Origin of the sequence: Labrenzia sp. 011, assembly GCF_003075075.1 — a bacterium.
Taxonomy (GTDB): Bacteria; Pseudomonadota; Alphaproteobacteria; order Rhizobiales; family Stappiaceae; genus Roseibium.
Genome location: NZ_QCYM01000005.1, coordinates 134,267 through 156,202, shown reverse-complemented (window position 1 = coordinate 156,202; position 21,936 = coordinate 134,267). Strand labels below are relative to the sequence as shown.

Here is a 21,936-nt window from a genome sequence, read left to right as displayed (position 1 = left end):
AACTTCTCTGGAAAGGAGCGAAACACCCGCGCATGACCCTTGAGATCGACCCGACAGCCAGAATCTCGAAACTGGCCGATATCGAAGACAGCGTGCGCGGCACCCTCATACGGATCGGAGCCGGCTCCATTGTCGACAGTTTCGTCAAATTCAAGCCGGCCGGCGGCAGTGGAAACGTCGAGATCGGGGACAATGTCACCCTCAATTCCGGCTGCGTGATCTATACCGGAAACGGCCTCAGAATCGGCAACAATGTCGCCATCGCGGCCAACTGCACCTTTGCGCCGGTCAATCATGCCTTCGAAGACCGCAACCGACTGATTGTCGAGCAGGGCTTTCAGCCGAGCCGGGGCGGCATCACCATCGGCGATGACGTGTGGATCGGGGCGAACTGCGTGTTTCTGGACGGCGCGGTCGTCAATACCGGGTGCGTCATCGGCGCGGGCAGTGTGGTGAAGGGGACGATCCCCGCCTATACGATTGTCGCCGGTAATCCCCTGCGCAGGATCGGAATCCGAAAATGAAGGCGACGGTTCTCGGCGCCAGCGGTTTCATAGGCGCAAACATCGTCCGGCACCTGCAGGGCAAGGGCTATGAGGTGGCAACGCCGGGCCGGGCAGAACTGGCGGCGCTTGCCGGCGATCTGGGTCATGTCTTCTATTGCGTCGGACTGACCGGCAACTTCCGCGACCATCCGCTTGCTACCGTGGAGGCCCATGCGGGCATTCTGGCGCGGCTGCTGGAAACGGTTTCCTGCGAGTCGTTTCTCTATTTTTCCAGCACCCGGATCTACGGCCAGGCGACCGAGACCGCACAGACCGGCGAGACCGGCCCTGTCCGTGTGACGCCGTCCGCCGACACGACCTATGACCTGTCGAAGATGCTGGGAGAGGCCCTGTGCCTGGCGATGGAACAGCCGGCAGTCCGCGTGATCCGTCTGTCGAATGTCTATGGAGCGGACCAGAGCCCGAATACCTTTCTCGGCTCCCTGCTGCGCGATCTGGCAACGAAAGGGCATGCGGAATTTCTGGAATCCGCCGAGTCCTCGAAGGACTATGTTGCCATGACCGACGTCGCCACCCTCGCCGAGAGGATCGCGCGATCGGGTCGGCAGCGGATCTACAATGTCGCCAGCGGCAGGGCGACCCGGCATGGCGACATTGCCGGCGCGGTCACACGGGCGGGCTACAGCTGTTCCTTCCGGCCCGGCGGCGTCCGCAGGGCACTTCCCGCGATCGACATAGCAAGAATTCAGAACGAGTTTGATTTCTCGCCGAGAAACCTCATCGACGACCTGCCTTCGCTGCTGCGCGCGGCAGGCGGCAGCGCGAGCCATTCAGGAGTTGACCCATGAACGACGACACCAACCCGGTCAGGGAATTCGAGATCGAACGGGAAACCCGGATTTCCGGTTATGGCGGACGGGACGACTGGAAAGCCCTCTCCCGCAACTGGTTGAAGACCGCCTTCGATGAAAAATACATGTACAATTTCACCTGGGGCGGACGGCCGATCATTCAGTTGCCGACAGACATGGTCGTCTTCCAGGAACTCGTCTGGGCAACCCGGCCGGACCTGATCATCGAGACGGGAATCGCCCATGGCGGGTCCCTGATCATGAGCGCGTCCCTGCTGGCCATGCTGGATTATTGCGATGCCGTGGAAAGCGGCGGTGTCGTCGATCCGAAAACCGCCGGGAGGCGCGTGCTCGGGATCGATATCGACATCAGGTCCCACAACAGGGAGGCCATCGAGGCTCATCCCATGTCGTCCAAGATCGACATGTTCGAGGGATCCTCGATCGAAGATGCAATGATCCGGCGGGTGCACGCCCATGCGGAAGGCTATGAACGGGTCCTGGTCTGCCTCGACAGCAATCACACTCACGACCATGTTCTGGCCGAACTGAACGCCTATGCGGAGCTGGCGACCAGGGGCAGCTATTGCCTCGTCTTCGATACGGTGATCGAGGATCTGCCGGAGAACACCTTTCCGGATCGGCCGTGGGCGCCGGGCAACAATGCCAAGACCGCCGTTCACGAGTTCCTGACGTCGCATCCGGAATTTGAAGTCGACAGGAGCGTCAACGACAAGCTGATGATTTCCGCAGCTCCGGACGGCTGGCTGAAGCGGGTGAAATAGACCGCCGGCCCGTCAGCGGCGAAAATCAATCCGGTGATGCTGTATGCCGATGTTCCAGGACTGTCCGTTCATCGGCTCGCCATCCAGATTGAACTGCACGCTTTCCTGCGTCTGGATGGTGATGTTGCGGACCTTCCTTTCAATGAGAGCGCTGTTCAGCCCTTCCGCGCCACCCTCCAGCAGCATGGTCAACAGGTCGATTGCCCGGCCCGAGCTTGGGAAAGGCAGGATGGTCAGGTCGAGAAAGCCGTCATCCAGCCTGGCCTTCGGACACAGGCGGATTCCACCGCCTGCGCGCTGACCGTTGCCGACAGCCAGCGCAAGGAACGCGCCTTCCCAGGTGAAATCCTCCGCCTTGATCCGGCCTTCACAGGCGGCCAGCTCGGAAAAGCGCTGCAGACCGGTGAACAGATAGGCCGCCCCGCCCAGAACCTTCTTGAGGTTCGGGTCGGTCTCGGACGTCACACGGGTCCCGAAGCCGCCAGTGGCCATGTTGACGAAGACGCAGCCATTCACCTTGCCGATATCCGTCGGCCTGGCCTCCGCTTCGGCGGCAAAGCGCAGGCAGGAAGGAATGTCGTCGGGATCCAGACAGATCTGGCTGGCGAAATCATTGGCCGTGCCGAGCGGCAGCACCGCGAAGGCGAAGGGAAGTTTTTCGTCCTCGCCGACCTCATGCAGCGCTGCATCCACCACCTCGTTCAAGGTGCCGTCGCCGCCGCCGCTTACGAGCGTGTCGATCTGCTCGTGATCGCGCAGCGCCTCGCTGACGAGGCGCGGAATGTCTCCGGGCTCGTAGGTCACCCGTACGGACACGTCATGGCCAATTGAGCGCACCGCCTCCACGGCAGCGCGCACGTCGGCGCGGGCGGCCGACTTGCCGTTGAGGAGCAGGCGCAAATGCTGCTTGTCCAATTGCTTCTCCCTGAAGAGCACTGCATTCACGCGAACGCAGGATGTTGTCATGTTTCAAAACCGGCCGAGGTTGCCGCCGCCGGGGCCGCCTTGAGCCCTTTGCTGCGACGCACATGCCCGCCTGTGCCCCATGGCTAGCCGGGCAGCATGGCTTCCCGGCTGGTTCGCGCCGTTCTGGCCTCTTCCATGAGCCACTGGCGGAAGGCACTCACGACGGGCCGCATGGTCCGGCCCTCCGGATAGACGAAATAATAGGCCGTCTGCTGCTCCAGTGACAGGTCGAACAGGCGAACGAGGCGTCCGGAGGCCAGTTCGTCTTCCACGAAGAACCTGGGGATCAGCGCGGCGCCCGCATGATGAATGGCCGCCTCGGAGATCATCACGAACTGCTCGAATCGTGCCCCCTGGAAGGCCGTGTCCGTCTCCACAGCCGCCAGATCGAACCATTGCCGCCAGGCGAGCGGACGGGTCGCCAGTTGCAGGCGCGGCACGCGCGCCAGATCAGCCGGTGCCCGGATCTCGTGCCTGTCCCTGAAAGCCCGCGAGGATACAGGAATAACCTCTTCATCGAACAATCGTTCCGCAATGGCTCCGGCCCACACGGGATCGCCGTGATGAATGGCTCCGTCGAAAGGTTCTTCCTGGAAATCGAACGGTTGCAGACGCACACTCAGATTCAGTCCCGCATCCGGGTAACGGCGGGCGAACTCCGCCAGGCGCGGCGCCAGCCAGCGGGTGCCGAAGGTCGGCAGAACGGCCAGGTTCAGAACGTCGGCGCTGCCGGCATAGGACATCACCTGACGGGTGGCGGCGGTCATGTGCTCCAGCGCGCCGCGGATGTCGTGAAGATAGATCCGCCCGGCGTCGGTCAGGACGATTCGCTGGCGCACCCGGCGAAACAGCTCGACGCCGAGCCGGTCTTCCAGATGACGGACCTGTTTGGAGACCGCTCCCTGAGTGAGATGCAGTTCCTCGGCCGCCCGCGTGAAACTCAAATGGCGGGCCGCGCATTCGAAAGCGATCAGGGTGTCCGCCGGCGGGACAAAGGCGCGTCGCACGCATTTTCCTCCACTTCATTCCATTTTGTCATGAATGATGGAGCAGCTTTCGCTTTTCCGCAAATGAAATTGCGGCAAGACTGGAGTGTATAGAATGATCCCGGCTGGTGACAGGCCGAAAACATGGGCTGCAGCGACCGGCCCGGGAGAGATATCATGAACGCTCCGGCATCCGTTAAGTCCTCGCCCTCCGGTGGCGGTACATTCGACTGGGAAGATCCGTTCCACCTGCGCGATCAGCTCAAGGAAGACGAACAGCTGATTCAGGATACCGCCCGCGCCTATGCGCAGGAAAAGCTGCAGCCGCGTGTCATCGAAGCCTACCGGGAGGAAAAGACCGACCGGGAGATCTTCAACGAAATGGGTGCCCTCGGCCTGCTGGGCGTCACCCTGCCGGAAGATTACGGCTGTGCGGGCGCCTCCTATGTCGCCTATGGCGTCGTCGCCCGGGAAATCGAGCGCGTCGATTCCGGCTACCGGTCGATGATGAGCGTGCAGTCCTCCCTGGTCATGTATCCGATCTATGCCTACGGATCGGAAGAGCAGCGGCAGAAGTTCCTGCCGAAACTTGCCACCGGCGAATTCGTCGGCTGCTTCGGGCTCACCGAACCGGATGCGGGCTCGGACCCGGCGGGAATGCGGACCCGCGCGGAGAAAATCGACGGCGGCTACAGGCTGACCGGTTCGAAAATGTGGATCTCCAATGCGCCGATCGCGGATGTGTTCGTGGTCTGGGCGAAATCGGAGGCCCATGACGGCGCCATTCGCGGCTTCGTGCTCGAAAAGGGCATGAAGGGCCTCAGCGCGCCGAAGATCGGCGGCAAGCTTTCCCTGCGCGCCTCGATCACCGGTGAAATCGTCATGGACCGCGTCGAGGTTGGCGAGGATGCGCTGCTGCCGAATGTCTCCGGTCTCAAGGGACCGTTCGGCTGCCTCAACCGCGCCCGCTACGGCATTGCCTGGGGTTCCATGGGAGCGGCGGAAGACTGCTGGATGCGGGCCCGCCAGTACGGCATCGACCGCGAGCAGTTCGGACGCCCACTGGCGCAGACCCAGCTCTTCCAGAAGAAACTTGCCGACATGCAGACCGAGATCACCCTCGGATTGCAGGCCGCCCTGCGGGTCGGTCAGCTCTTCGACGCCGGCCGGGCCTCTCCGGAAATGATCTCGCTGATCAAGCGCAACAATTGCGGCAAGGCGCTGGATATCGCCCGCCAGTCTCGCGACATGCATGGCGGCAACGGTATCCAGGAGGAGTACCACGTCATGCGGCACGCCCAGAACCTGGAAACGGTCAACACCTATGAAGGCACGCATGACGTTCATGCGCTGATCCTCGGCCGCGCTCAGACCGGCCTGCAGGCGTTCTTCTGATCCGCGCGCTTGCCACAGGACTGACCGGGTTCCGGCCCTGCGGTCAGATCAACTTGCCGGCGTTCCCGTGAGCGCCGGTGGCTTCAGGGAGGGTGCATGAAGGACAGGACAGCGGATGTCGTCATCATCGGAGGTGCCGTCATGGGCGCGTCCGTCGCCTGCCATCTTGCCGGCCGGGACGATTTCACCGGCCGCATTGTCGTCGTTGAAGCCGACCCCGCCTATGAAACCTGCGCTTCCGCCCGCTCGGCAGCCTCCATCCGGCAACAGTTTTCCACCGCCATCAATATCGAGATCTCCCTGTATGGCATCCGGTTCCTGAGGGAAATCGGCGCCGCGCTCGCCGTGAACGGGGAGCGCCCCGTCATCGACCTGCATGAGGGTGGCTATCTCTTTCTGGCAACGCCGGACAAAGTGGGAATTCTTGAACGAAACCACCGGCTGCAGCAGGAGCTCGGCGCGGATATCGGCATGTACGATGCGGCGAAGCTGAAGCAGAAATTCCCCTGGCTGGAGGTCGCCGATCTTGCCGCGGGCTGTCACGGACGGACCGGGGAAGGCTGGTTCGACGGCTACGGCCTGATGCAGGCCTTCCGCAAGAAGGCCCGTGCGCTGGGGGTCGAATATGTTTCGGCGAAAGCCTCGGTGGAAGCGGACGGAGCCGGTGGCTGGCGCGTGAGGCTGTCGAACGGCGACAGTGTGACGGCACCCGTCGTCGTCAATTGCGCCGGCGCGTCCGGAGGTACGGAAATCTGCCGGCAGGCCGGGCTGGAGGTGCCGGTCGTGCCCCGCAAACGCTGCGTCTTCACCTTCGACTGCCGCGAAAAGCTGGACCGTTTCCCCTTGCTGGTCGACCCGACCGGCACCTATGTGCGCCCGGAAGGGACAGGCTATATCTGCGGATCGGCACCGCCTGCTGACCGGGATACGGACTGTTCCGATTTCGAAGTCGATCATGACCTTTTCGAAGAACACATATGGCCGGCTCTTGCCGCCCGGATCCCCGCTTTCGAGGCCATCCGTCCGGGACCGTCCTGGGCAGGCACCTACGACATGAACCTCTTCGACCACAACGCCTTCATCGGCGCGGTTCCCGGTCTGGAGGGCTTCTATCTGGCGCTGGGATTTTCCGGCCACGGGCTGCAGCAGTCGCCGGCCGTCGGCCGGGGACTGGCGGAACTCATCACAACGGGCACCTATCAGAGCCTGGACCTGTCGCCGCTGTCGGTCGACAGGCTGGCGGCGCAAAGGCCGATCCTTGAGAAAAACGTCGTCTGACCGCTATTCGGCAACAAGCAGCGGTGTGACCGGAATTTCGTCCACATCCGCCATCCGGGCTCCGGACACTTTCGGCAGGATCATGGGATCGACGGGAACGATCTCCGCTGCGCGATCCGCTGTGGCGGCCCCTACCCGCGCCTTCCGCTGAACGGCACCCTTTTCCGGCATGCCGGATTCCGGCATCGTTTCGCTCCGCGATGACGCCGCCACGCCTGTAGCGTCTTCCGAACGCCCGGCCCAGTCGACCACACCGGCCATCGCTTCGGCAAGATCCGCGCTCAACCGCGCGAGCCTGCTCTTGTCCGGCTCGAAGGGAGGGGATTCATGGCGCAGATAGGAACGCTGCGCCAGAAGCAGGGTCACCACATGGATGCCCCGGTCCGGCTGGCCGTAGGACTCGGAGATAAAGCCACCCTTGGCATATTCGTCCCCACCGACCGAATAGTCCTCGCGGCCCCGGAACGTTCCGACGAGGAGATTGCGAAGGTCCGGATCACAGGAGGTTCCCCCGGCGCTGCCTATGCTGACCAGAGGCAATCCGGTATCCGTCACTCCCTTGATGTGCGAGCGCATGGACTGACAGTCAATGATCACGACATTGCGGTGCGAGCGCTGCAGCCGGTCGATCTGCTTGCGCAGGGCCCGGTGAAACGGCATGAAGAAAAGAAGCGAGCGCTGCTCGACCTCCGTCGGCCCCGGCTCCTCGCCGTCCTGATAGATTTTCTTGCCGTCAATTGTGGTGGCCGGGCATAGAGCGGCCGCCGGATCCCAGGCCGCGCTGACCGGCGTACTGGGGCTCTTGTCCACGTCGATGACATATCGGGAAATCGAGGAGCGCACCAATGTCGCATCCAGATCTCCGTGAAATCCGAACACACGTTCGAGGCGCCACGCCAAATCGGTCTGAAGCCGCCCCGTTGCGTTCAGCCGATTGAGCACAGCATTCGGGATTTCCGTTCCGCTGTGCGGCAGACAGAGAATGAGCGGACTTTGTCCTTCTTCAACCAGGATCATGTTGCAACACCTAACCGACCGAGTTGACCGGTACTCAACTTGAAGAATTTACTTAACGGAAACAAGACATTTTCTTATTTTTTTAGGAATACGGCAATGCATACCTTCGTCAGGATGCGTAGTTTTCACCATGTAAATCAATTCCCTATCCAATATTAACCCTGGGCTGCAATCCCGATCTCAACCACCTTAAATTCTGCCCCTGCGTTAACTTTTTCCCCGAGATCCTCGTCAGCCGACCGGTCTGCGAAAGCCGACAATCCGCTTTCCCCGCTTGACGGAATTGCCGTGGCAGGCAATTTTCCGGTTGAACATTCCCGCGGCAGCCCTTGCCGATCCATCCTTCCAGCTCCGGACCCGAACTTCGAACAAGGAACCCGCCATGTCCCTTCGCAATGGCAAAGAGTTTTTGATGATCCCGGGACCTACCAATGTCCCGGATGAAGTCCTGAGGGCGATGCACCGGCCCGCGGTCGATATCTACGAGGGACCGCTGCTGGAAACCACCGAATTCTGCATCGACAGCCTCAGACGATTGTTCCGCACGGAGGGCAGGACCTATATCTACGCGGCGAACGGCCATGGCGCCTGGGACGCGGCGCTGTGCAACACGCTGAAACGCAACGACAAGGTTCTGGTGCTGGAATCGGGCCGCTTCGCGCTTGGCTGGGGCGAGGCGGGCGGCATCGCCGGTCTTCAGGTCGAGGTCCTGCCCGGCCAATGGGACAAGGGCGTCGATCCCGCGCGGCTGGAAGCACGGCTCAGACAGGACAGCGCCCACGAGATCGCCGCAGTCCTGGTCGTCCAGGTCGATACGGCCTCGGGCGTCTGGAACGATATCGCCGCGCTTCGCAAAGCCATCGACGCGGCCGGCCACCCGGCGCTCTTCATGGTCGACACGATCGCCTCGCTTGGCTGCATGCCCTTCGAAATGGATGCCTGGGGGGTCGACGTGGCGCTGACCGGCTCACAGAAGGGGCTGATGTGCCCTCCCGGCCTTGCCTTCGTGGCGGCGGGCCCCAGGGCGGACAAGGCGCACGAAACCGCCGATCTGAGGACCAATTACACGGACTGGACTTTCCGCCAGGGTCCCGAACATTACCAGAAATACTGCGGCACGCCCCCCGAGCACCTGCTTTTCGCTTTCCGCAGAGCCCTGGAACTCCTGTTCGAGGAAGGCCTGGAGAAGGTCTGGCACCGGCACGCGCTGCTGGCCGAGGCGACCCGGCGGGCTGTCACGGAATGGTCCCGGGCTGGTGCGCTCGACTTCAGCATCTCCGATGCGCATGCCCGCTCCAACAGCGTCACCGTGGTCCGCCTCGAGGACGGCGACGTGGCCGCCCTGCGGAACTTCACCAAGGAAGTCTGCGGCGTCACCATCGGCGGGGCCATCGGCGCCCTGTCCGGCAAGGGCATCCGGATCGCCCATATGGGCCATGTGAACGCCGTCATGCTGCTCGGTACGCTGGCGGCGATCGAGCTCGGCCTGACCAGGCTGGGTATCCCGCACGGGCGGGGCGGTGTTCAGGCCGCCATGGATTATCTGGCCGAAGCCATTTGACATATCGCGACATTCGCTGCCGTGGTAGAAGCCGCCATCCGCTGAACACGGGTGACACATGACGATCCTGCTGAACCTGGCCGGCGCGCTCGGACTGTTCCTTTACGGAATGAAGGTCATGAGCGATGCCCTGTCGGAGCTTGCCGGGCGAAGTCTCAGGACCACGCTCGGCGACTTGACCTCCAATCGTTTCAAGGCGCTTTCCATCGGCGTCTTCATAACCTGTGTCATCCAGTCCTCCTCGGCGACAACCGTGATGGTCGTCAGCTTCGTCAATGCGGGCCTGCTGCCGCTCACCGGTGCCATCCCGGTCATCATGGGCGCCAACATAGGCACCACATTCACCGCCTGGCTGATCGCCCTTCTCGGCTTCGGCCTGTCCATGACCGCCATCGCCGTGCCGATGATGGCGGTCGGTTTCGCGCTGTTTTCCGCGCCGGGCGGCCAGGCGCGCAAATGGGGCGGCATCGTCATCGGCTTCGGGCTGCTGTTCATCGGCCTGGAGTTCATGAAGGACGCAGTGCCGGATCTGCAAAACAATCCTGCCGTCTACACCTTCATCGAAACCGTCTCCGGCTATGGTTTCTTCTCGACGCTGCTGTTTCTGCTGATCGGCACCATCCTGACCGTCGGCCTTCAGTCCTCCAGCGCGACGATGGCGATCACCATTGTGGCGGCAAGCCAGGGCTGGTTGCCGTTCGAGGCGGCCACCGCGATCATCCTGGGAGAGAATATCGGCACCACCATCACCGCCAACCTCGCTGCGCTGGTGGCCAACGCCAATGCCAGACGGGCCGCCCTTGCGCATTTTTTCGTCAATGTCATCGGCGTGATCTGGGCGCTGACACTTCTCGGGCCGCTGACAGGTCTGGTGAACGAACTCGTCATCCGGGGCGGAGGCGGATCGCCCCTCGAGGACCCGGCAGCCATTCCGCTCGGCCTCGCCCTGTTTCACAGCATTTTCAACATCCTGAATGTCTCGCTGCAGATCGGCTTTGTCTCCCGGATAGCGGCCCTGGTGACGCGCATCATTCCGGAAAAACCCGATCCGGGAGTGGAATTCGCGGTGCCGAAATATCTCACCGCATCGGCGATCAAATATCCCGAAACGGCGGTCGACGCCTTCCTGAAGGAATCCCGGAGGCTGTTCAACAATGCCCTGTTCGAAAGCGTCGCGCACAGTCTTTCCCTGTCGCGTCGGCAGATACAGTCGAAGCTTCCCTTCGAGGCCTGGCTCCGGCAGGCAGGCCCCATTCAGCCCTATGACACGCAGGCGTATTTTCTGAGCCGGATCGAACCGCTTTTCGAGGAAATGATCCGTTATTCGTCGGAAATTCTCGCCAATCACAGCCTGTCCGAGGCCCAGGAACACCAGATCCAGATCATCAGGCTCGCCGACCGCCGGATGCTGGACATCGTCAAGAACAGCGCCGTTCTCAACATGATCGCGAGCCGCAATGCCGACGACAAAAGCCCGGAATTCCTTCAGGAAATGGATTCTATCCGTTTGGTGATCGGAAAGCTGCTGCGCGCGCTTTTCGAGCTCTTCAGCCAGGCCCCGGAGCTGCGGACCCGGGACGCGTTCAAGGCATTGCGCCGGGATGCGGATTTCCTCGACCACAAGATCTTCCACGAAGTGGACGACCTGATCCGCAGCCGGAAGATCACGTCCGCGGAAGGCGCCACGCTCATCAATGCAAGTGCCATCTGCAAGCACATGTCGCGCGACCTGGTGAAGACCGCGCGCACGCTCTACAGCGACTTCCACAGCATTCCGGCCTGAGCGATCCGGCCGCTCTCCGGGCTATGGCCGCAATGCCGGTTTCAGAGCCGTTCCTCCAGGCTCTCGCAGATCGTCCTGAGGACCTTGATGCGGGCATGTTTCTTGTTTTCGGCGGAAACCAGTGTCCAGGGCGCGTAATTCGTCGAGGTCCGGTCGATCATGTCCCCTGCAGCGATCGCGTACTGATCCCATTTGAGACGGTTGCGCCAGTCATCGTCGGTGATCTTGTGCTGCTTGTAGGCGGTGTCTTCGCGCGCCTTGAAGCGGCGCAGCTGTTCTTCCTCGGAAATCGCCAGCCAGAACTTGCAGACGATATAGCCGAAATCCGTCAGTTCCTGTTCGAACTCGTTGATCTCGTTATAGGCCCGCAGCCAGTCCTCGTGCCCGGCATAGCCTTCCACCCGCTCGACCAGCACACGCTCGTACCAGGACCGGTCGAAGATCGCGAAATGCCCCTTGGGGGGAACCCGGCGCCAGAAGCGCCACAGATAGGGCCGGGCGTTCTCCTCGTCGGTCGGCGCAGAAATCGGATGAACCTTGTAGATGCGCGGATCGAGCGGCCGGATCACCCTTCGGATGGCACCGCCCTTTCCGGCGGCATCATTGCCCTGGAACACCAGAACGACGCCGGTCTTGGACATGGATTTGCGGTCGGAAAGTTCGGACAGTATCTTCTGGTATCTGTCCCGCTGCTTTTCGTATTCGGCCTTGTCCAGTTTCTCGGTCAGGTCGATCATGTCGACCGCGGTTTCCTTCTGCAGGCCACCGACAACGGGCGGGGCGGAAACGGAATGGGTCTCGCCCTCGTTCAGCTTCAGCTTCATGGCGGAAGCCACGGTCTGGGCGAGTGCGGCGTCGCGGTATTCGGGGTCCTGCGAGGGGATGACGAACCAGGGGGCAAATCCCTTGCTGGTTTCAAGAATGATCTTCTCGCCTGCCTCGCTGGCCTTCTTGTGGTGCTTCAGGGCGGCCCAGTCCGCAAGCACATGACGGGCCGCGTGTTTCTTCTTGATCTGTTTCAGCCGCTCCTCCTGCACCTCCCTGGGCAGGACGAACCAGAATTTCAGGATCAATACGTCTTCATTGGCCAGCATTTCCTCGAAGCGGCGGATGCGGACCAGCATCTTTTCGAAGGCGTCTTCATCGATCTTCTTGTAGATCCAGTCCCTGAGAACCGACTGATACCAGCTGCCGAAGACGATCGCCGTGTCGCCCTTGGCCGGCAGGTCCCGCCAGTAGCGCCACAGCGGCGGGCGCCGGCGGGCTTCGTCCAGCGGCTCGCCATAGGCATTGCAGACGAGATGACGGGCGTCCATCCACCCGTAGAGCCTGGCAACGGCCTCGCCCTTGCCCGCGCCGTCGAGGCCGTCCACCAGGATCAGGGTTGAAAACGGCTTGTTCTCGATCATCGGCAATTGCGCCGCCAGCAGGGCTTCCCGGAGCTCCGGCTCCAGTTTCTTGAAGGTCTTCTTGTTCATTTTCTGCGGCAATTTGGCCGATTCAAACATAAAAACCTCCATGGGGCCCAGTGGTCCCGTCATTGTTAAACAGCTTCGGATCAGGAGAAACCGTTTTTTCGCTATTGGATGGAAGGATACACCTTTATATGAAGCATATTCGAATCAGAGAGGCGATCTAACCGCCCGGCAACTGATCCTGGAAACGCCTTTTTCATCAACCGACTGACGTCCGTGACCGAATATTTCGATCCTGTCCTGACCTTCATCGCCGACAACCCGTCGCTGGCAGGGCTCATCTGTTTTCTGGCCGCAATGGGCGAAGCGCTCTTCATCATCGGCCTGTTCGTGCCGTCCACGGTGGTGCTGGTCGGTGCGGGAACCCTTGTGGGCCTCGGCAAGCTGGACCTGATGCCGGTGTTCATCTGGACCACGCTGGGCGCCACGACGGGCGATGCGATCTCCTACTGGATCGGCTATGCGTTCAAGGACAAGATCAAGAGCATGTGGCCGCTGCGCAAATACGCCCACATGATCGAAAGCGGCGAAAGGTTCTTCGCCCGGCATGGCGGCAAGAGCGTGTTCTTCGGACGTTTCGTGCCGGGGGTCAAATCTGTCGTTCCCGGCATCGCCGGCATGGCCGGCATGAATTTCTCGCGCTTTTCGGTCGTCAACATCACGTCCGCCCTCGCCTGGACCGTCGCCCATCTGGGGCCGGGCATTCTTGCCGGTTCCGCCCTCGGTGCCATCGGCCAGATCAGCGGACGCCTCGCACTGGTTCTCGGCGCGCTGCTGTTCATCATCTTCCTGACCGTGATGCTCGGCCGCTGGCTGATCCTCATCATCCTGCCGCTGTTTCCCAATGCCCATGCGGCCACCGTCGCCTGGTTCGCCAGGCGGCCGGGCCGGATCTCGCAATGGATCGCGTGCAATTTCGATCCCGCGCACCCGCGCTCCGTGGGCATGCTCGCCTCCGCGCTGCTGCTGCTGATCTCCACACCGGCCTTTTTCTGGGTGGTCGGCGAAGTCGCGCCGGGCGAGCCGATGGTCCGCGCGGACCTTGCGATCATGAACCTGTTCGACAGCCTGCGCACGCCGCTCGGCGACCGGATCATGGTCTTCCTGACCACCCTGGGCGACGGAATCGTCGTGACGGCGGTAACGGTGGCGGTTGCCGCCTATCTCTTCCTGCGCAAGGCCTGGAGACGCGGGACGGGGTTCGTCATCGCCATGGCCGGTACGGCGCTTTTCGTGCCGCTGTTCAAGCTGCTGCTGCACCGCTCGCGGCCGATCGAGCTTTACGCCGGAGCGGACGCCTACAGTTTCCCCAGCGGTCATGCGACGCTGAACACCGTCCTCTACGGGATCTGCGCGGTGCTGATTGCCCACGACCTCAATCGCTGGGCCAAGGCGAGCATCTTCACTGTGGCAACGACGCTGGTGATCGCCATCGGCTTTTCCCGCGTCTATCTGGGCGCCCACTGGATGTCGGATGTGCTGGCGGGTCTCCTTTTCGGAACGGCGATGGTCTCCGCCTTCGCCTTCGTCTTCGGTCCCATCCACAACGAGAAAATCGGACGGGCGTCGGTTGCCGCCATTGCCATCCTGACCCTTGGCATCTTCGGCGGCTGGCATCTTGCGCAAAGCTACCAGCATGCCCTGCGAACCTATGAGCCGCGTTCGAACAAGGAAGTGCTGACGACGTCCGGATGGGCCGACGGGGGCTGGCGTCTGCTGCCCGCGCAGCGGATCGAGCTCAATGGCGACACCGAGGAACCGCTTGTCATCCAGTATGCCGGGTCGCTGGAGCGGTTCGCGCAGATCACCGGCGAGGGGGGCTGGCAGCAGCCTCCGGAATGGTCGCTGTCGACGGCAACCGGCTTCGTGGAGGGCGAGACATCGCCCGATTCCCTGCCCATTATGCCCCGCACCCAGAACGGGCGTCAGCCCGCCCTCGTGCTCATCCGCAGGGACCCGGACAATCGCGACGGCGGCCGATGGGTGCTGCGCCTGTGGCCCAGCCGCTATGAAATCCTGAAGACCGGGAGACTGTTGCCGCTGTATCTCGGCAGCGTCGTCCATGAAAACATCCTGCGGCCGATGGGCGAGTTTTCCGGTCCCAGAACCAATGTTCATGTTCCCGATCCGGCGGACAATCCTGCCCTGCTGATGCCCGGCGCGGTGACCCGCACCCGTGGCAATGGCACCCGGGTCGTGCTTGCTGCCGGCCCCGGGGCTCCCGCTACCGCCCGCGAGACACCAGCTCCGCCCACTCCCGCACCGGCCCAATAGGGGCTGCGGCGGCCGGGATTTCCCGCCCGCCTGTCCTGCCGCCGGGTGCAGCGGGACTCTGCCGCATGCACGACGGCAGATTATGCTTGAAATCCTCTTCTATATTCATATATTCGAATATATCGTAATAAGAGGCTCAAGATGACCGAATTCACACCTCTCCTCAGTTTCTCGGGCGGAATGCTGATCGGACTGGCCGCCGTCGCCCTGATGGCCGTGCATGGACGGATTGCCGGCATCAACGGCATTCTGAGCGGCTTCCTGAGCACGCATGTCAATTCGGACTGGGCCTGGCGCGCCGCCTTTCTCGCCGGCATGGTCGTCAGCCCGCTGGTCCTTCTGGCGCTGACCGGCCGGATGCCGGAAATCTCCGTGCCCTCGCCCACGCCCCTTCTCCTGGTCGGCGGCTTCCTGACCGGACTCGGCACGACTTATGCCTCCGGCTGCACGAGCGGCCACGGGGTGTGCGGGATATCCCGTCTGTCGGCCCGCTCGATCGTCGCCACCCTCACCTTCATGTCGGCGGCCGTGATCACCGTATTCCTGACCCGTCATGTTTTCGGAGGCTGATCACATGAAACCTCTTCTCGCATTCGTCTTTGGCCTTGTGTTCGGCTGCGGCATCCTGATCTCCGGCATGGGAAACCCGGCCAAGGTCCTGAATTTCTTCGACATCGCCGGCACCTGGGACCCGAGCCTTGCCTTCGTGATGGGCGGCGCCCTGGTGGTGACCGCCATCGGCTACAGTCTGGTCTTCCGCATGGGCCGGCCTCTGCTGGCAAATGCCTTCAGCCTGCCCACGAAGACGGACCTGGACGTCAGGCTCATCGGCGGATCCGTCGTTTTCGGAACCGGCTGGGCACTGACCGGCTTCTGCCCGGGCGGACTGGTCCCGGTCCTCGGACTGGGAACGGCCCCCATCGTGACCGGAGCGGCCATTCTGGCCGGCATTCTGGCCGCAAGATGGATGATCCAATTGAGCTATCGCAAGACAGCGGCCGAGGCCTGAGGCTACAATCCAGGACCGGCTCCAACAACGGAGAGAGCAATGAGCAGTTCGAATTACCCGGTCGACATGACCGTAAAACCGGATGTCAAAGCATTCTTCGACCCGGCGACCAACACGATCAGCTATGTGGTCAAGGATCCGGAGTCCAATGCCTGCGCGGTTATCGACAGCGTCATGGACATCGACTACGCGGCGGGCCGCATCACCTACGATCATGCCGACGCCATCATCGCCCACATCAAGGCCAAGGGCCTCGAGGTCGAATGGCTGATCGAAACCCATGTTCACGCAGATCATCTGTCCGCCGCGCCCTATATCCAGCAGAAGCTCGGCGGCAAGCTGGGCATCGGTGACAAGATCACCGTGGTTCAGGACACCTTCGGAAAGGTCTTCAACGAAGGCACCGAGTTCCAGCGCGACGGCAGCCAGTTCGACCGGCTGTTCAAGGACGGAGACACCTACCAGATCGGCGGCATGACGGCCTTTGCCATTTATACTCCCGGCCACACCCCCGCCTGCATGGTGCATGTGGTCGGCGATGCCGCCTTTGTCGGCGACACCCTGTTCATGCCCGATGGTGGCTCGGCCCGCGCCGACTTCCCCGGTGGCGACGCCGCCACCCTCTACGATTCCATCCAGAAGGTGCTCGCCCTGCCGGACGAGATGCGCCTGTTCATGTGCCACGACTACGGCCCCAACGGCCGCGACATCGCCTGGGAAACCACGGTCGGCGCGGAAAAGGAACACAATATCCACGTCGGCGGCGGCAAGACGAAGGAGGACTTCGTCAAGTTCCGTACCGAACGCGACGCCCAGCTGGACATGCCGCGGCTGATCATTCCCTCGCTGCAGGTGAACATGCGCGGCGGCAAGATGCCGCCCGCCGACGAAAGCGGCAAGACCTTCCTGAAGGTGCCGGTAAACGCCCTCTGACGCCGACAGTCCCTGAACATCCGCCAGGATCGGGAGGAAGGCTCCTCCGCTCCCATGCGCCGAAAGGTGCAGGAGCGGAGGCGTCCGGGTCCGATCCGGCGACCGAACCCGCCGGGAGGCAACGGCTGTGACCATCAAGCCAATCAACTCACAAATATTCGTGTCCCCCCAGATCCGCCCCGAAGAGCTGGCGGATATCGCCCGGCAGGGATTCCGCTCCGTCATCTGCAACCGGCCGGACGGGGAAGGCGCGGACCAGCCCACTTTCGAGGAAATCGAAGCGGAGGCCAGGAAGCACGGTATTGAAGTCCGGTATCTGCCCATTGTCGCCGGCAAGGTGCGGGACGAGGACGCGACGGCCTTCAACGACCTCATGGAAACACTGCCAAAGCCGGTACTGGCCTATTGCCGGACCGGTACGCGCTCGGCAACGCTCTGGTCCCTCTCCCAGGCGGAAAAACAGCCTCTGGCGGATATCCTGTCCCAGACCAGAGCCGCCGGATACGACATGGCGGGCGTGGTGCGCCGGATCGCCAACGGCGGGCGTACACCGACCGACTCGGCCGAAGACGCCCGCTACGACGTCGTGATCGTCGGCGGCGGCGCGGCCGGCATTTCGGTCGCCTCCAGCCTGCTGGCACGCAAGTCCGACCTCAACATCGCCCTCATCGATCCGGCGGACGTGCATTATTACCAGCCGGGCTGGACCATGGTCGGCGGCGGCATCTTCGACGCCGCGGACACGGCCAAGACCATGGCGTCGCTCCTCCCCAAGGGCGTGCACTGGCTGAAGTCGGCGGTCGCCGCTTTCGAACCGAAGGACAATGCCGTCATTCTGGACGGCTGCCGGGTGGTCAAATACGGACGCCTGGTGGTGTGTCCGGGACTGAAACTCGACTGGCACCGTGTCGAGGGACTTGTGGAGACCCTGGGCAAGAACGGCGTGACCTCCAACTACCGTTACGACCTGGCCCCCTATACGTGGCAGCTCGTGCAGGACATGCAGGGCGGACGGGCGCTGTTCACGCAGCCGCCAATGCCGATCAAATGCGCCGGCGCGCCACAGAAGGCCATGTATCTGTCCGCCGATCACTGGCGCAGAACCGGCCGGCTCGGCAATATCGACATCCAGTTCATGAATGCGGGCGGTGTCCTGTTCGGGGTCAAGGACTACGTCCCGGCGCTGATGGATTACGTGGAGCGCTACGGTATCGACCTGAATTTCTTCCACAATCTGGTTTCCATCGACGGGCCGGCGAAAAAGGCGGTCTTCGAGGTCAGGGAACCGGAGAAGGAGGCCCGCCAGGTCGAGGTCGGTTTCGACATGATCCATGTGACCCCGCCCCAGACGGCGCCGGATTTCATCCGCGTCTCGCCCCTTGCCGACGCCGCCGGCTGGGTCGATGTGGACCAGTCCACCCTGCGTCACAAGACCTATGACAACATCTGGTCGCTGGGCGATGTGATGAACGCCCCCAACGCCAAGACCGCTGCCGCCGCGCGCAAGCAGGCCCCTGTTGTCGCACAGAATATCGTGTCCGACATTCGCGGTCACAGTGCCACGGCGCTGTATGACGGTTACGGATCCTGTCCGCTCACCGTGGAGCGCGGCAAGATCGTCCTTGCCGAATTCGGCTACGGCGGAACGCTGTTGCCGAGCTTCCCGCGTTGGCTGGTGGACGGGACCAGGCCAACGCGGGCTGCCTGGTTCCTCAAGGAACGCCTCCTGCCGCCCATCTACTGGCGCGCCATGCTGCGCGGCCGGGAATGGCTGGCGAAACCCGAAAAGATCTCGGCGTCATAATTGCCCGGCCCCGCCGGCTCCCGTCTCTGCCCGTCCCGGCTACGCCCCGACCGGGACGGGTTCCCGCCCCTTGTCCTCCCGGCTGCAACCAAGCGAAAGTCCGGGTCGGCAAGGGGCGGGAACTTCAACCAAGCTTGTCGCCACCTGAGAAACCTGTGGCTCTCCCTTCGCGGCTTGCATTACGCTTGGCCAAACTGACCCGAACCGAAGATTTCGCACGATCAGGCCCCGTTTTCCTTCAGTGAAAAAGTTCAAGCTCATGAAATCGTTTCAACGCTATTTCCCCATTCTTGACTGGGGGAGAGAGTACGACAAGGAAACGGCGACCAGCGATCTGGTCGCGGCGATCATCGTGACGATCATGCTGATCCCGCAATCGCTCGCCTATGCGCTGCTGGCCGGTCTGCCGCCGGAAGTCGGGCTTTATGCCTCCATCCTGCCCCTGGTGGCCTACACGATCTTCGGCACCAGCCGGGCGCTGGCGGTCGGTCCAGTCGCGGTCGTGTCGCTGCTGACGGCCTCCGCCGTCGGCGAATTCGCCCAGCAGGGCACCCCGGAATATCTGGGCGCGGCGATCGTGCTGGCCTTCCTGTCCGGTCTGATGCTGGTCGCCATGGGGCTCTTCCGGCTCGGCTTTCTCGCCAGTCTGCTGAGCCATCCGGTGATATCCGGCTTCATCACCGCCTCGGGCCTGCTGATCGCCTCCAGTCAGCTCAAGCATATTCTCGGCGTTCCCGCGCAAGGGCATACGCTTTACGATATCCTGGTGTCCATCGGCGGCAATCTGGACCAGATCAACTGGATCACCTTCGCCATCGGCGGCTCCGCCACGGTGTTCCTGTTCTGGGTGCGCAAGGGCCTGAAAAAGCTGCTGCTGGGCCTCGGCCTCAAACCCTTTTTCGCCGATATCCTGACCAAGGCGGGTCCGGTGGCCGCCGTTGCCGTGACCACGATCATCGCCGCGCTGTTCGACTTGGGCGGACGGGGGGTGCGGGTCGTCGGGGACATACCCTCCGGCCTGCCGATGCCGCAACTGCCGTCCTTCGACAGCGAGCTCTGGCTGGCGCTGGCCGGCCCCGCGCTGCTGATCTCCGTGATCGGCTTCGTGGAATCGGTTTCCGTCGCCCAGACCCTGGCCGCCAAGAAGCGCCAGCGGATCGTCCCGGACCAGGAGCTGATCGGCCTCGGGGCCTCGAACATCGCCTCGGCCATTTCCGGCGGCTACCCGGTTACCGGCGGCTTCGCCCGGTCTGTCGTCAATTTCGACGCCGGTGCCGCCACCCCGGCGGCGGGTGCCTTCACGGCGGTCGGCATCGCCATGGCCACGCTTTTCCTGACCCCGCTGCTGACCCATCTGCCGCAGGCAACGCTTGCGGCGACGATCATCGTGGCGGTGCTGTCGCTGGTGGACCTGGGCGCGGTCAAGCGCACCTTTCTCTATTCGAAGAGCGATTTCGCCGCCATGGCGGCGACAATCCTGATCACGCTGTTTTTCGGCGTCGAACAGGGTGTGGTCTCCGGGGTTGCCCTGTCCATCGCGCTTTATCTTTACCGCAGCAGCCGGCCGCACATGGCGATTGTCGGCATCGTGCCGGGGAGCGAGCATTTCCGCAATATCGACAGGCACACCGTGGTGACCGGGGACCGTGTTCTTTCCCTGCGTGTGGATGAAAGCCTGTTCTTCGCCAATTCCCGGTTTCTGGAAGACCGGATCTACGCCCTGGTCGCGGAACGGGAAAACATCGAACATGTGGTGCTGATGTGTACGGCGGTGAACGAGATCGACGCCAGTGCGCTGGAAAGTCTCGAGGAAATCAATCACCGTCTGTCGGATTCCGGCGTCACCTTCCACCTGTCGGAGGTGAAGGGTCCGGTGATGGACAGGCTGAGGGACACGGAGTTCCTGAAACACCTGACAGGCCAGATCTTCCTCAGCCAGTATGAGGCCCTGTGTACCCTGGATCCGGAAACCACGCATATCTCGGAATCGCGGACACCCAAGAAACCCGCCCGATCCGACATGTGGTCCGGACCAGAGATCTAGAGCACATTCCTATTTGACGTTTAGTTGGTGGGCGTCTTCAGGATGGGGATGATCTTCTGGCAGAACCGGAACGGGACCGGAGGACGTTCGCCCTCCTGCACCATAAGCACATCCGTCCCGCGGGGCTGAACCGTCACCAGTTCTATCGCTTCTCCGCCATCCGACAACAGGCAGTTGATCGCCGCGCGCTGGGTCCTGCCATCGCTTTGCTCCGCGCCATAGACCTGGCAGATCCGGCCCGGGGTTTCCAGAAGGCCGCGATAGATCGCCAGCGTCGTGCCCGGAGCGCTGCGGTCGATGCTCTCCGCCGGACAATAGTCGAGGTCAGAGACCCAGATCCCCTGTGCGAATTTGGCGAACCGCAGATCGAGCGTCCTCCCCTGCAGGAGGGGAGCGGATTTGGGAACCTGGAATTTCAGATCCCCCTTTTCCGCATATGCAGGTACGCCTGCCCCGGCACACAATGCCGCCAACAGGATACATCCCCTCAACAATTCAAACCTCATTCACCCCTCCCGGATCGCCCGGTGCATTTTCCTGAGTTGCTCGTCCTGGAGCATGTCGCGTTGAATTGAATTCAGGAAACCGCCCGGCCCCTTGAATTTGCTTAAACGCGGCAGGCCCTAGAACACGCAATTTCCGGCCCCGCGTCAACTTTTGCATTGCACGCCTTGCCAATAACGAACAAATGTGGAACAAAATTCCGATGACGAACAGCATCCGGCAGCCTTCCGGCCGTCTTCAGTTGGACGATCCCTTGAAAGACGGCCGACAATCGGAAACCGCTCTCAAGGTCTGGCGCGGAACCGCACGGCTGCTGCGTCAGCTCGATTTCTCCTGTCTGCCCGAAGTGACCCTCGCCTCCGCCCGCCGGGCCGATCTTCTTGCGCTCGGCCCGAAACACGAGCTCTGGATTGTCGAGGTCAAATCCTCGATTGCCGATTTCAGGACGGACACCAAGTGGCCGGACTACCGTCAGCATTGCGACCGGCTTTATTTCGCCACCCATCCGGATGTGCCGGCAGACATTTTTCCGGAGGACGCGGGACTGATCCTGGCGGACGGTTTCGGGGCCGAGATCCTCCGGGAGGCGCCGGAGCACAAGCTTGCCGCCGCGACCCGCAAATCGGTGACGCTGCGGTTCGCCCGCAATGCGGCAAACCGCCTGCATGACCTGTCCGACCCCGACGGGCTGCGGTTCTTCGACCGGGTTTGACACCCTTTTCGGCAGCTTGGCATGAAAAAGGCCGCGGATTGGACCGCGGCCTT

Annotated in this window: 19 protein-coding genes; 14 read left to right on the top strand and 5 right to left on the bottom strand. The window is 62.5% G+C overall.

Translation table 11 applies throughout. The features are described from left to right. The first annotated feature begins 32 nt into the window (after positions 1-32). Genes DCO57_RS08155 through DCO57_RS08145 form a run of 3 tightly spaced genes read left to right on the top strand, consistent with a single transcriptional unit; the run spans position 33 to position 2,142 of the window. Positions 33-524 (top strand): acyltransferase, encoded by a 492-nt coding sequence (locus tag DCO57_RS08155; protein WP_116698386.1) that lies wholly within the window; start codon positions 33-35, stop codon positions 522-524. Then, complete coding sequence (locus tag DCO57_RS08150; RefSeq protein WP_116698385.1) at positions 521-1,354, top strand: SDR family oxidoreductase; 834 nt, start codon at positions 521-523, stop codon at positions 1,352-1,354. Before DCO57_RS08155 ends, DCO57_RS08150 begins: the two co-directional genes overlap by 4 nt. After that, the gene (locus DCO57_RS08145) at positions 1,351-2,142 is read left to right on the top strand and encodes a cephalosporin hydroxylase family protein (RefSeq protein ID WP_116698384.1); all 792 of its coding nucleotides are present in this window, start codon (positions 1,351-1,353) and stop codon (positions 2,140-2,142) included. Before DCO57_RS08150 ends, DCO57_RS08145 begins: the two co-directional genes overlap by 4 nt. Before the next feature lie 12 nt (positions 2,143-2,154). On the opposite strand, the gene yegS is transcribed toward DCO57_RS08145, so the two are convergent. Together yegS and DCO57_RS08135 are read right to left on the bottom strand one after the other, a co-directional pair. Next, positions 2,155-3,057 (bottom strand): lipid kinase YegS, encoded by a 903-nt coding sequence (yegS, locus tag DCO57_RS08140; protein ID WP_208977853.1) that lies wholly within the window; start codon positions 3,055-3,057, stop codon positions 2,155-2,157. 134 nt (positions 3,058-3,191) lie between these two features. Beyond that, the gene (locus tag DCO57_RS08135; RefSeq protein WP_116698382.1) at positions 3,192-4,115 is read right to left on the bottom strand and encodes a LysR substrate-binding domain-containing protein; all 924 of its coding nucleotides are present in this window, start codon (positions 4,113-4,115) and stop codon (positions 3,192-3,194) included. 156 nt (positions 4,116-4,271) lie between these two features. Here DCO57_RS08135 and DCO57_RS08130 point away from each other — a divergent pair, with 156 nt between their 5' ends. Further along, a complete protein-coding gene (locus DCO57_RS08130; RefSeq protein ID WP_116698381.1) occupies positions 4,272-5,489 on the top strand; it encodes an acyl-CoA dehydrogenase in 1,218 nt (405 codons plus the stop codon). Positions 5,490-5,585: 96 nt separating this feature from the next. After that, complete coding sequence (locus DCO57_RS08125; protein WP_116698380.1) at positions 5,586-6,767, top strand: FAD-binding oxidoreductase; 1,182 nt, start codon at positions 5,586-5,588, stop codon at positions 6,765-6,767. Positions 6,768-6,770: 3 nt separating this feature from the next. On the opposite strand, the gene DCO57_RS08120 is transcribed toward DCO57_RS08125, so the two are convergent. Then, positions 6,771-7,784 (bottom strand): N-formylglutamate amidohydrolase, encoded by a 1,014-nt coding sequence (locus tag DCO57_RS08120; protein WP_116698379.1) that lies wholly within the window; start codon positions 7,782-7,784, stop codon positions 6,771-6,773. 382 nt (positions 7,785-8,166) lie between these two features. Here DCO57_RS08120 and DCO57_RS08115 point away from each other — a divergent pair, with 382 nt between their 5' ends. Both DCO57_RS08115 and DCO57_RS08110 read left to right on the top strand, forming a co-directional pair. Beyond that, complete coding sequence (locus DCO57_RS08115; RefSeq protein WP_116698378.1) at positions 8,167-9,345, top strand: aminotransferase class V-fold PLP-dependent enzyme; 1,179 nt, start codon at positions 8,167-8,169, stop codon at positions 9,343-9,345. Between the two features lie 58 nt (positions 9,346-9,403). Then, positions 9,404-11,128 carry a Na/Pi symporter gene (locus tag DCO57_RS08110; protein WP_116698377.1) on the top strand — a complete coding sequence of 575 codons (1,725 nt, stop codon included), beginning with the start codon at positions 9,404-9,406 and terminating at the stop codon, positions 11,126-11,128. A gap of 41 nt (positions 11,129-11,169) precedes the next feature. Here DCO57_RS08110 and pap read toward each other — a convergent pair whose 3' ends face one another. Further along, positions 11,170-12,636 (bottom strand): polyphosphate:AMP phosphotransferase, encoded by a 1,467-nt coding sequence (gene pap / locus DCO57_RS08105; protein WP_116698376.1) that lies wholly within the window; start codon positions 12,634-12,636, stop codon positions 11,170-11,172. Between the two features lie 183 nt (positions 12,637-12,819). Here pap and DCO57_RS08100 point away from each other — a divergent pair, with 183 nt between their 5' ends. The 6 genes from DCO57_RS08100 (at position 12,820) to sulP (ending at position 20,667) form a co-directional block, all read left to right on the top strand. After that, on the top strand, positions 12,820-14,877 hold the full coding sequence (locus DCO57_RS08100) for a bifunctional DedA family/phosphatase PAP2 family protein (protein WP_116698375.1): 2,058 nt from the start codon (positions 12,820-12,822) through the stop codon (positions 14,875-14,877). Positions 14,878-15,018: 141 nt separating this feature from the next. Continuing rightward, entirely contained in the window at positions 15,019-15,447 is a 429-nt protein-coding gene (locus DCO57_RS08095; protein ID WP_116698374.1) for a YeeE/YedE family protein, read from the top strand. A gap of 4 nt (positions 15,448-15,451) precedes the next feature. After that, a complete protein-coding gene (locus tag DCO57_RS08090; RefSeq protein ID WP_116698373.1) occupies positions 15,452-15,886 on the top strand; it encodes a DUF6691 family protein in 435 nt (144 codons plus the stop codon). 39 nt (positions 15,887-15,925) lie between these two features. Continuing rightward, entirely contained in the window at positions 15,926-16,819 is an 894-nt protein-coding gene (locus DCO57_RS08085) for an MBL fold metallo-hydrolase (protein WP_116698372.1), read from the top strand. Between the two features lie 127 nt (positions 16,820-16,946). Beyond that, positions 16,947-18,623, top strand: a complete 1,677-nt coding sequence (locus DCO57_RS08080) for a bifunctional protein tyrosine phosphatase family protein/NAD(P)/FAD-dependent oxidoreductase (protein WP_116698371.1) — start codon at positions 16,947-16,949, stop codon at positions 18,621-18,623. A 259-nt stretch (positions 18,624-18,882) separates the two neighbouring features. Further along, positions 18,883-20,667 (top strand): sulfate permease, encoded by a 1,785-nt coding sequence (sulP, locus tag DCO57_RS08075; RefSeq protein ID WP_116698370.1) that lies wholly within the window; start codon positions 18,883-18,885, stop codon positions 20,665-20,667. Positions 20,668-20,687: 20 nt separating this feature from the next. On the opposite strand, the gene DCO57_RS08070 is transcribed toward sulP, so the two are convergent. Further along, positions 20,688-21,173 (bottom strand): hypothetical protein, encoded by a 486-nt coding sequence (locus DCO57_RS08070; RefSeq protein ID WP_116698369.1) that lies wholly within the window; start codon positions 21,171-21,173, stop codon positions 20,688-20,690. 200 nt (positions 21,174-21,373) lie between these two features. Between DCO57_RS08070 and DCO57_RS08065 the strand changes: the two genes are divergently transcribed. Continuing rightward, a complete protein-coding gene (locus DCO57_RS08065) occupies positions 21,374-21,883 on the top strand; it encodes an MmcB family DNA repair protein (protein ID WP_116698466.1) in 510 nt (169 codons plus the stop codon). Positions 21,884-21,936 lie beyond the last annotated feature (53 nt).

Bases quoted from the DNA above. Each gene is read 5' to 3' on its own strand.
- DCO57_RS08155 (WP_116698386.1), top strand. From the start codon at position 33: ATGACCCTTGAGATCGACCCGACAGCCAGAATCTCGAAACTGGCCGAT.
- DCO57_RS08125 (WP_116698380.1), top strand. From the start codon at position 5,586: ATGAAGGACAGGACAGCGGATGTCGTCATCATCGGAGGTGCCGTCATG.
- DCO57_RS08070 (WP_116698369.1), bottom strand. From the start codon at position 21,173: ATGAGGTTTGAATTGTTGAGGGGATGTATCCTGTTGGCGGCATTGTGT.
- DCO57_RS08115 (WP_116698378.1), top strand. From the start codon at position 8,167: ATGTCCCTTCGCAATGGCAAAGAGTTTTTGATGATCCCGGGACCTACC.
- DCO57_RS08130 (WP_116698381.1), top strand. From the start codon at position 4,272: ATGAACGCTCCGGCATCCGTTAAGTCCTCGCCCTCCGGTGGCGGTACA.
- pap (WP_116698376.1), bottom strand. From the start codon at position 12,636: ATGTTTGAATCGGCCAAATTGCCGCAGAAAATGAACAAGAAGACCTTC.
- DCO57_RS08095 (WP_116698374.1), top strand. From the start codon at position 15,019: ATGACCGAATTCACACCTCTCCTCAGTTTCTCGGGCGGAATGCTGATC.
- sulP (WP_116698370.1), top strand. From the start codon at position 18,883: ATGAAATCGTTTCAACGCTATTTCCCCATTCTTGACTGGGGGAGAGAG.
- DCO57_RS08120 (WP_116698379.1), bottom strand. From the start codon at position 7,784: ATGATCCTGGTTGAAGAAGGACAAAGTCCGCTCATTCTCTGTCTGCCG.
- DCO57_RS08090 (WP_116698373.1), top strand. From the start codon at position 15,452: ATGAAACCTCTTCTCGCATTCGTCTTTGGCCTTGTGTTCGGCTGCGGC.
- DCO57_RS08110 (WP_116698377.1), top strand. From the start codon at position 9,404: ATGACGATCCTGCTGAACCTGGCCGGCGCGCTCGGACTGTTCCTTTAC.
- DCO57_RS08145 (WP_116698384.1), top strand. From the start codon at position 1,351: ATGAACGACGACACCAACCCGGTCAGGGAATTCGAGATCGAACGGGAA.
- DCO57_RS08085 (WP_116698372.1), top strand. From the start codon at position 15,926: ATGAGCAGTTCGAATTACCCGGTCGACATGACCGTAAAACCGGATGTC.
- DCO57_RS08150 (WP_116698385.1), top strand. From the start codon at position 521: ATGAAGGCGACGGTTCTCGGCGCCAGCGGTTTCATAGGCGCAAACATC.
- DCO57_RS08065 (WP_116698466.1), top strand. From the start codon at position 21,374: ATGACGAACAGCATCCGGCAGCCTTCCGGCCGTCTTCAGTTGGACGAT.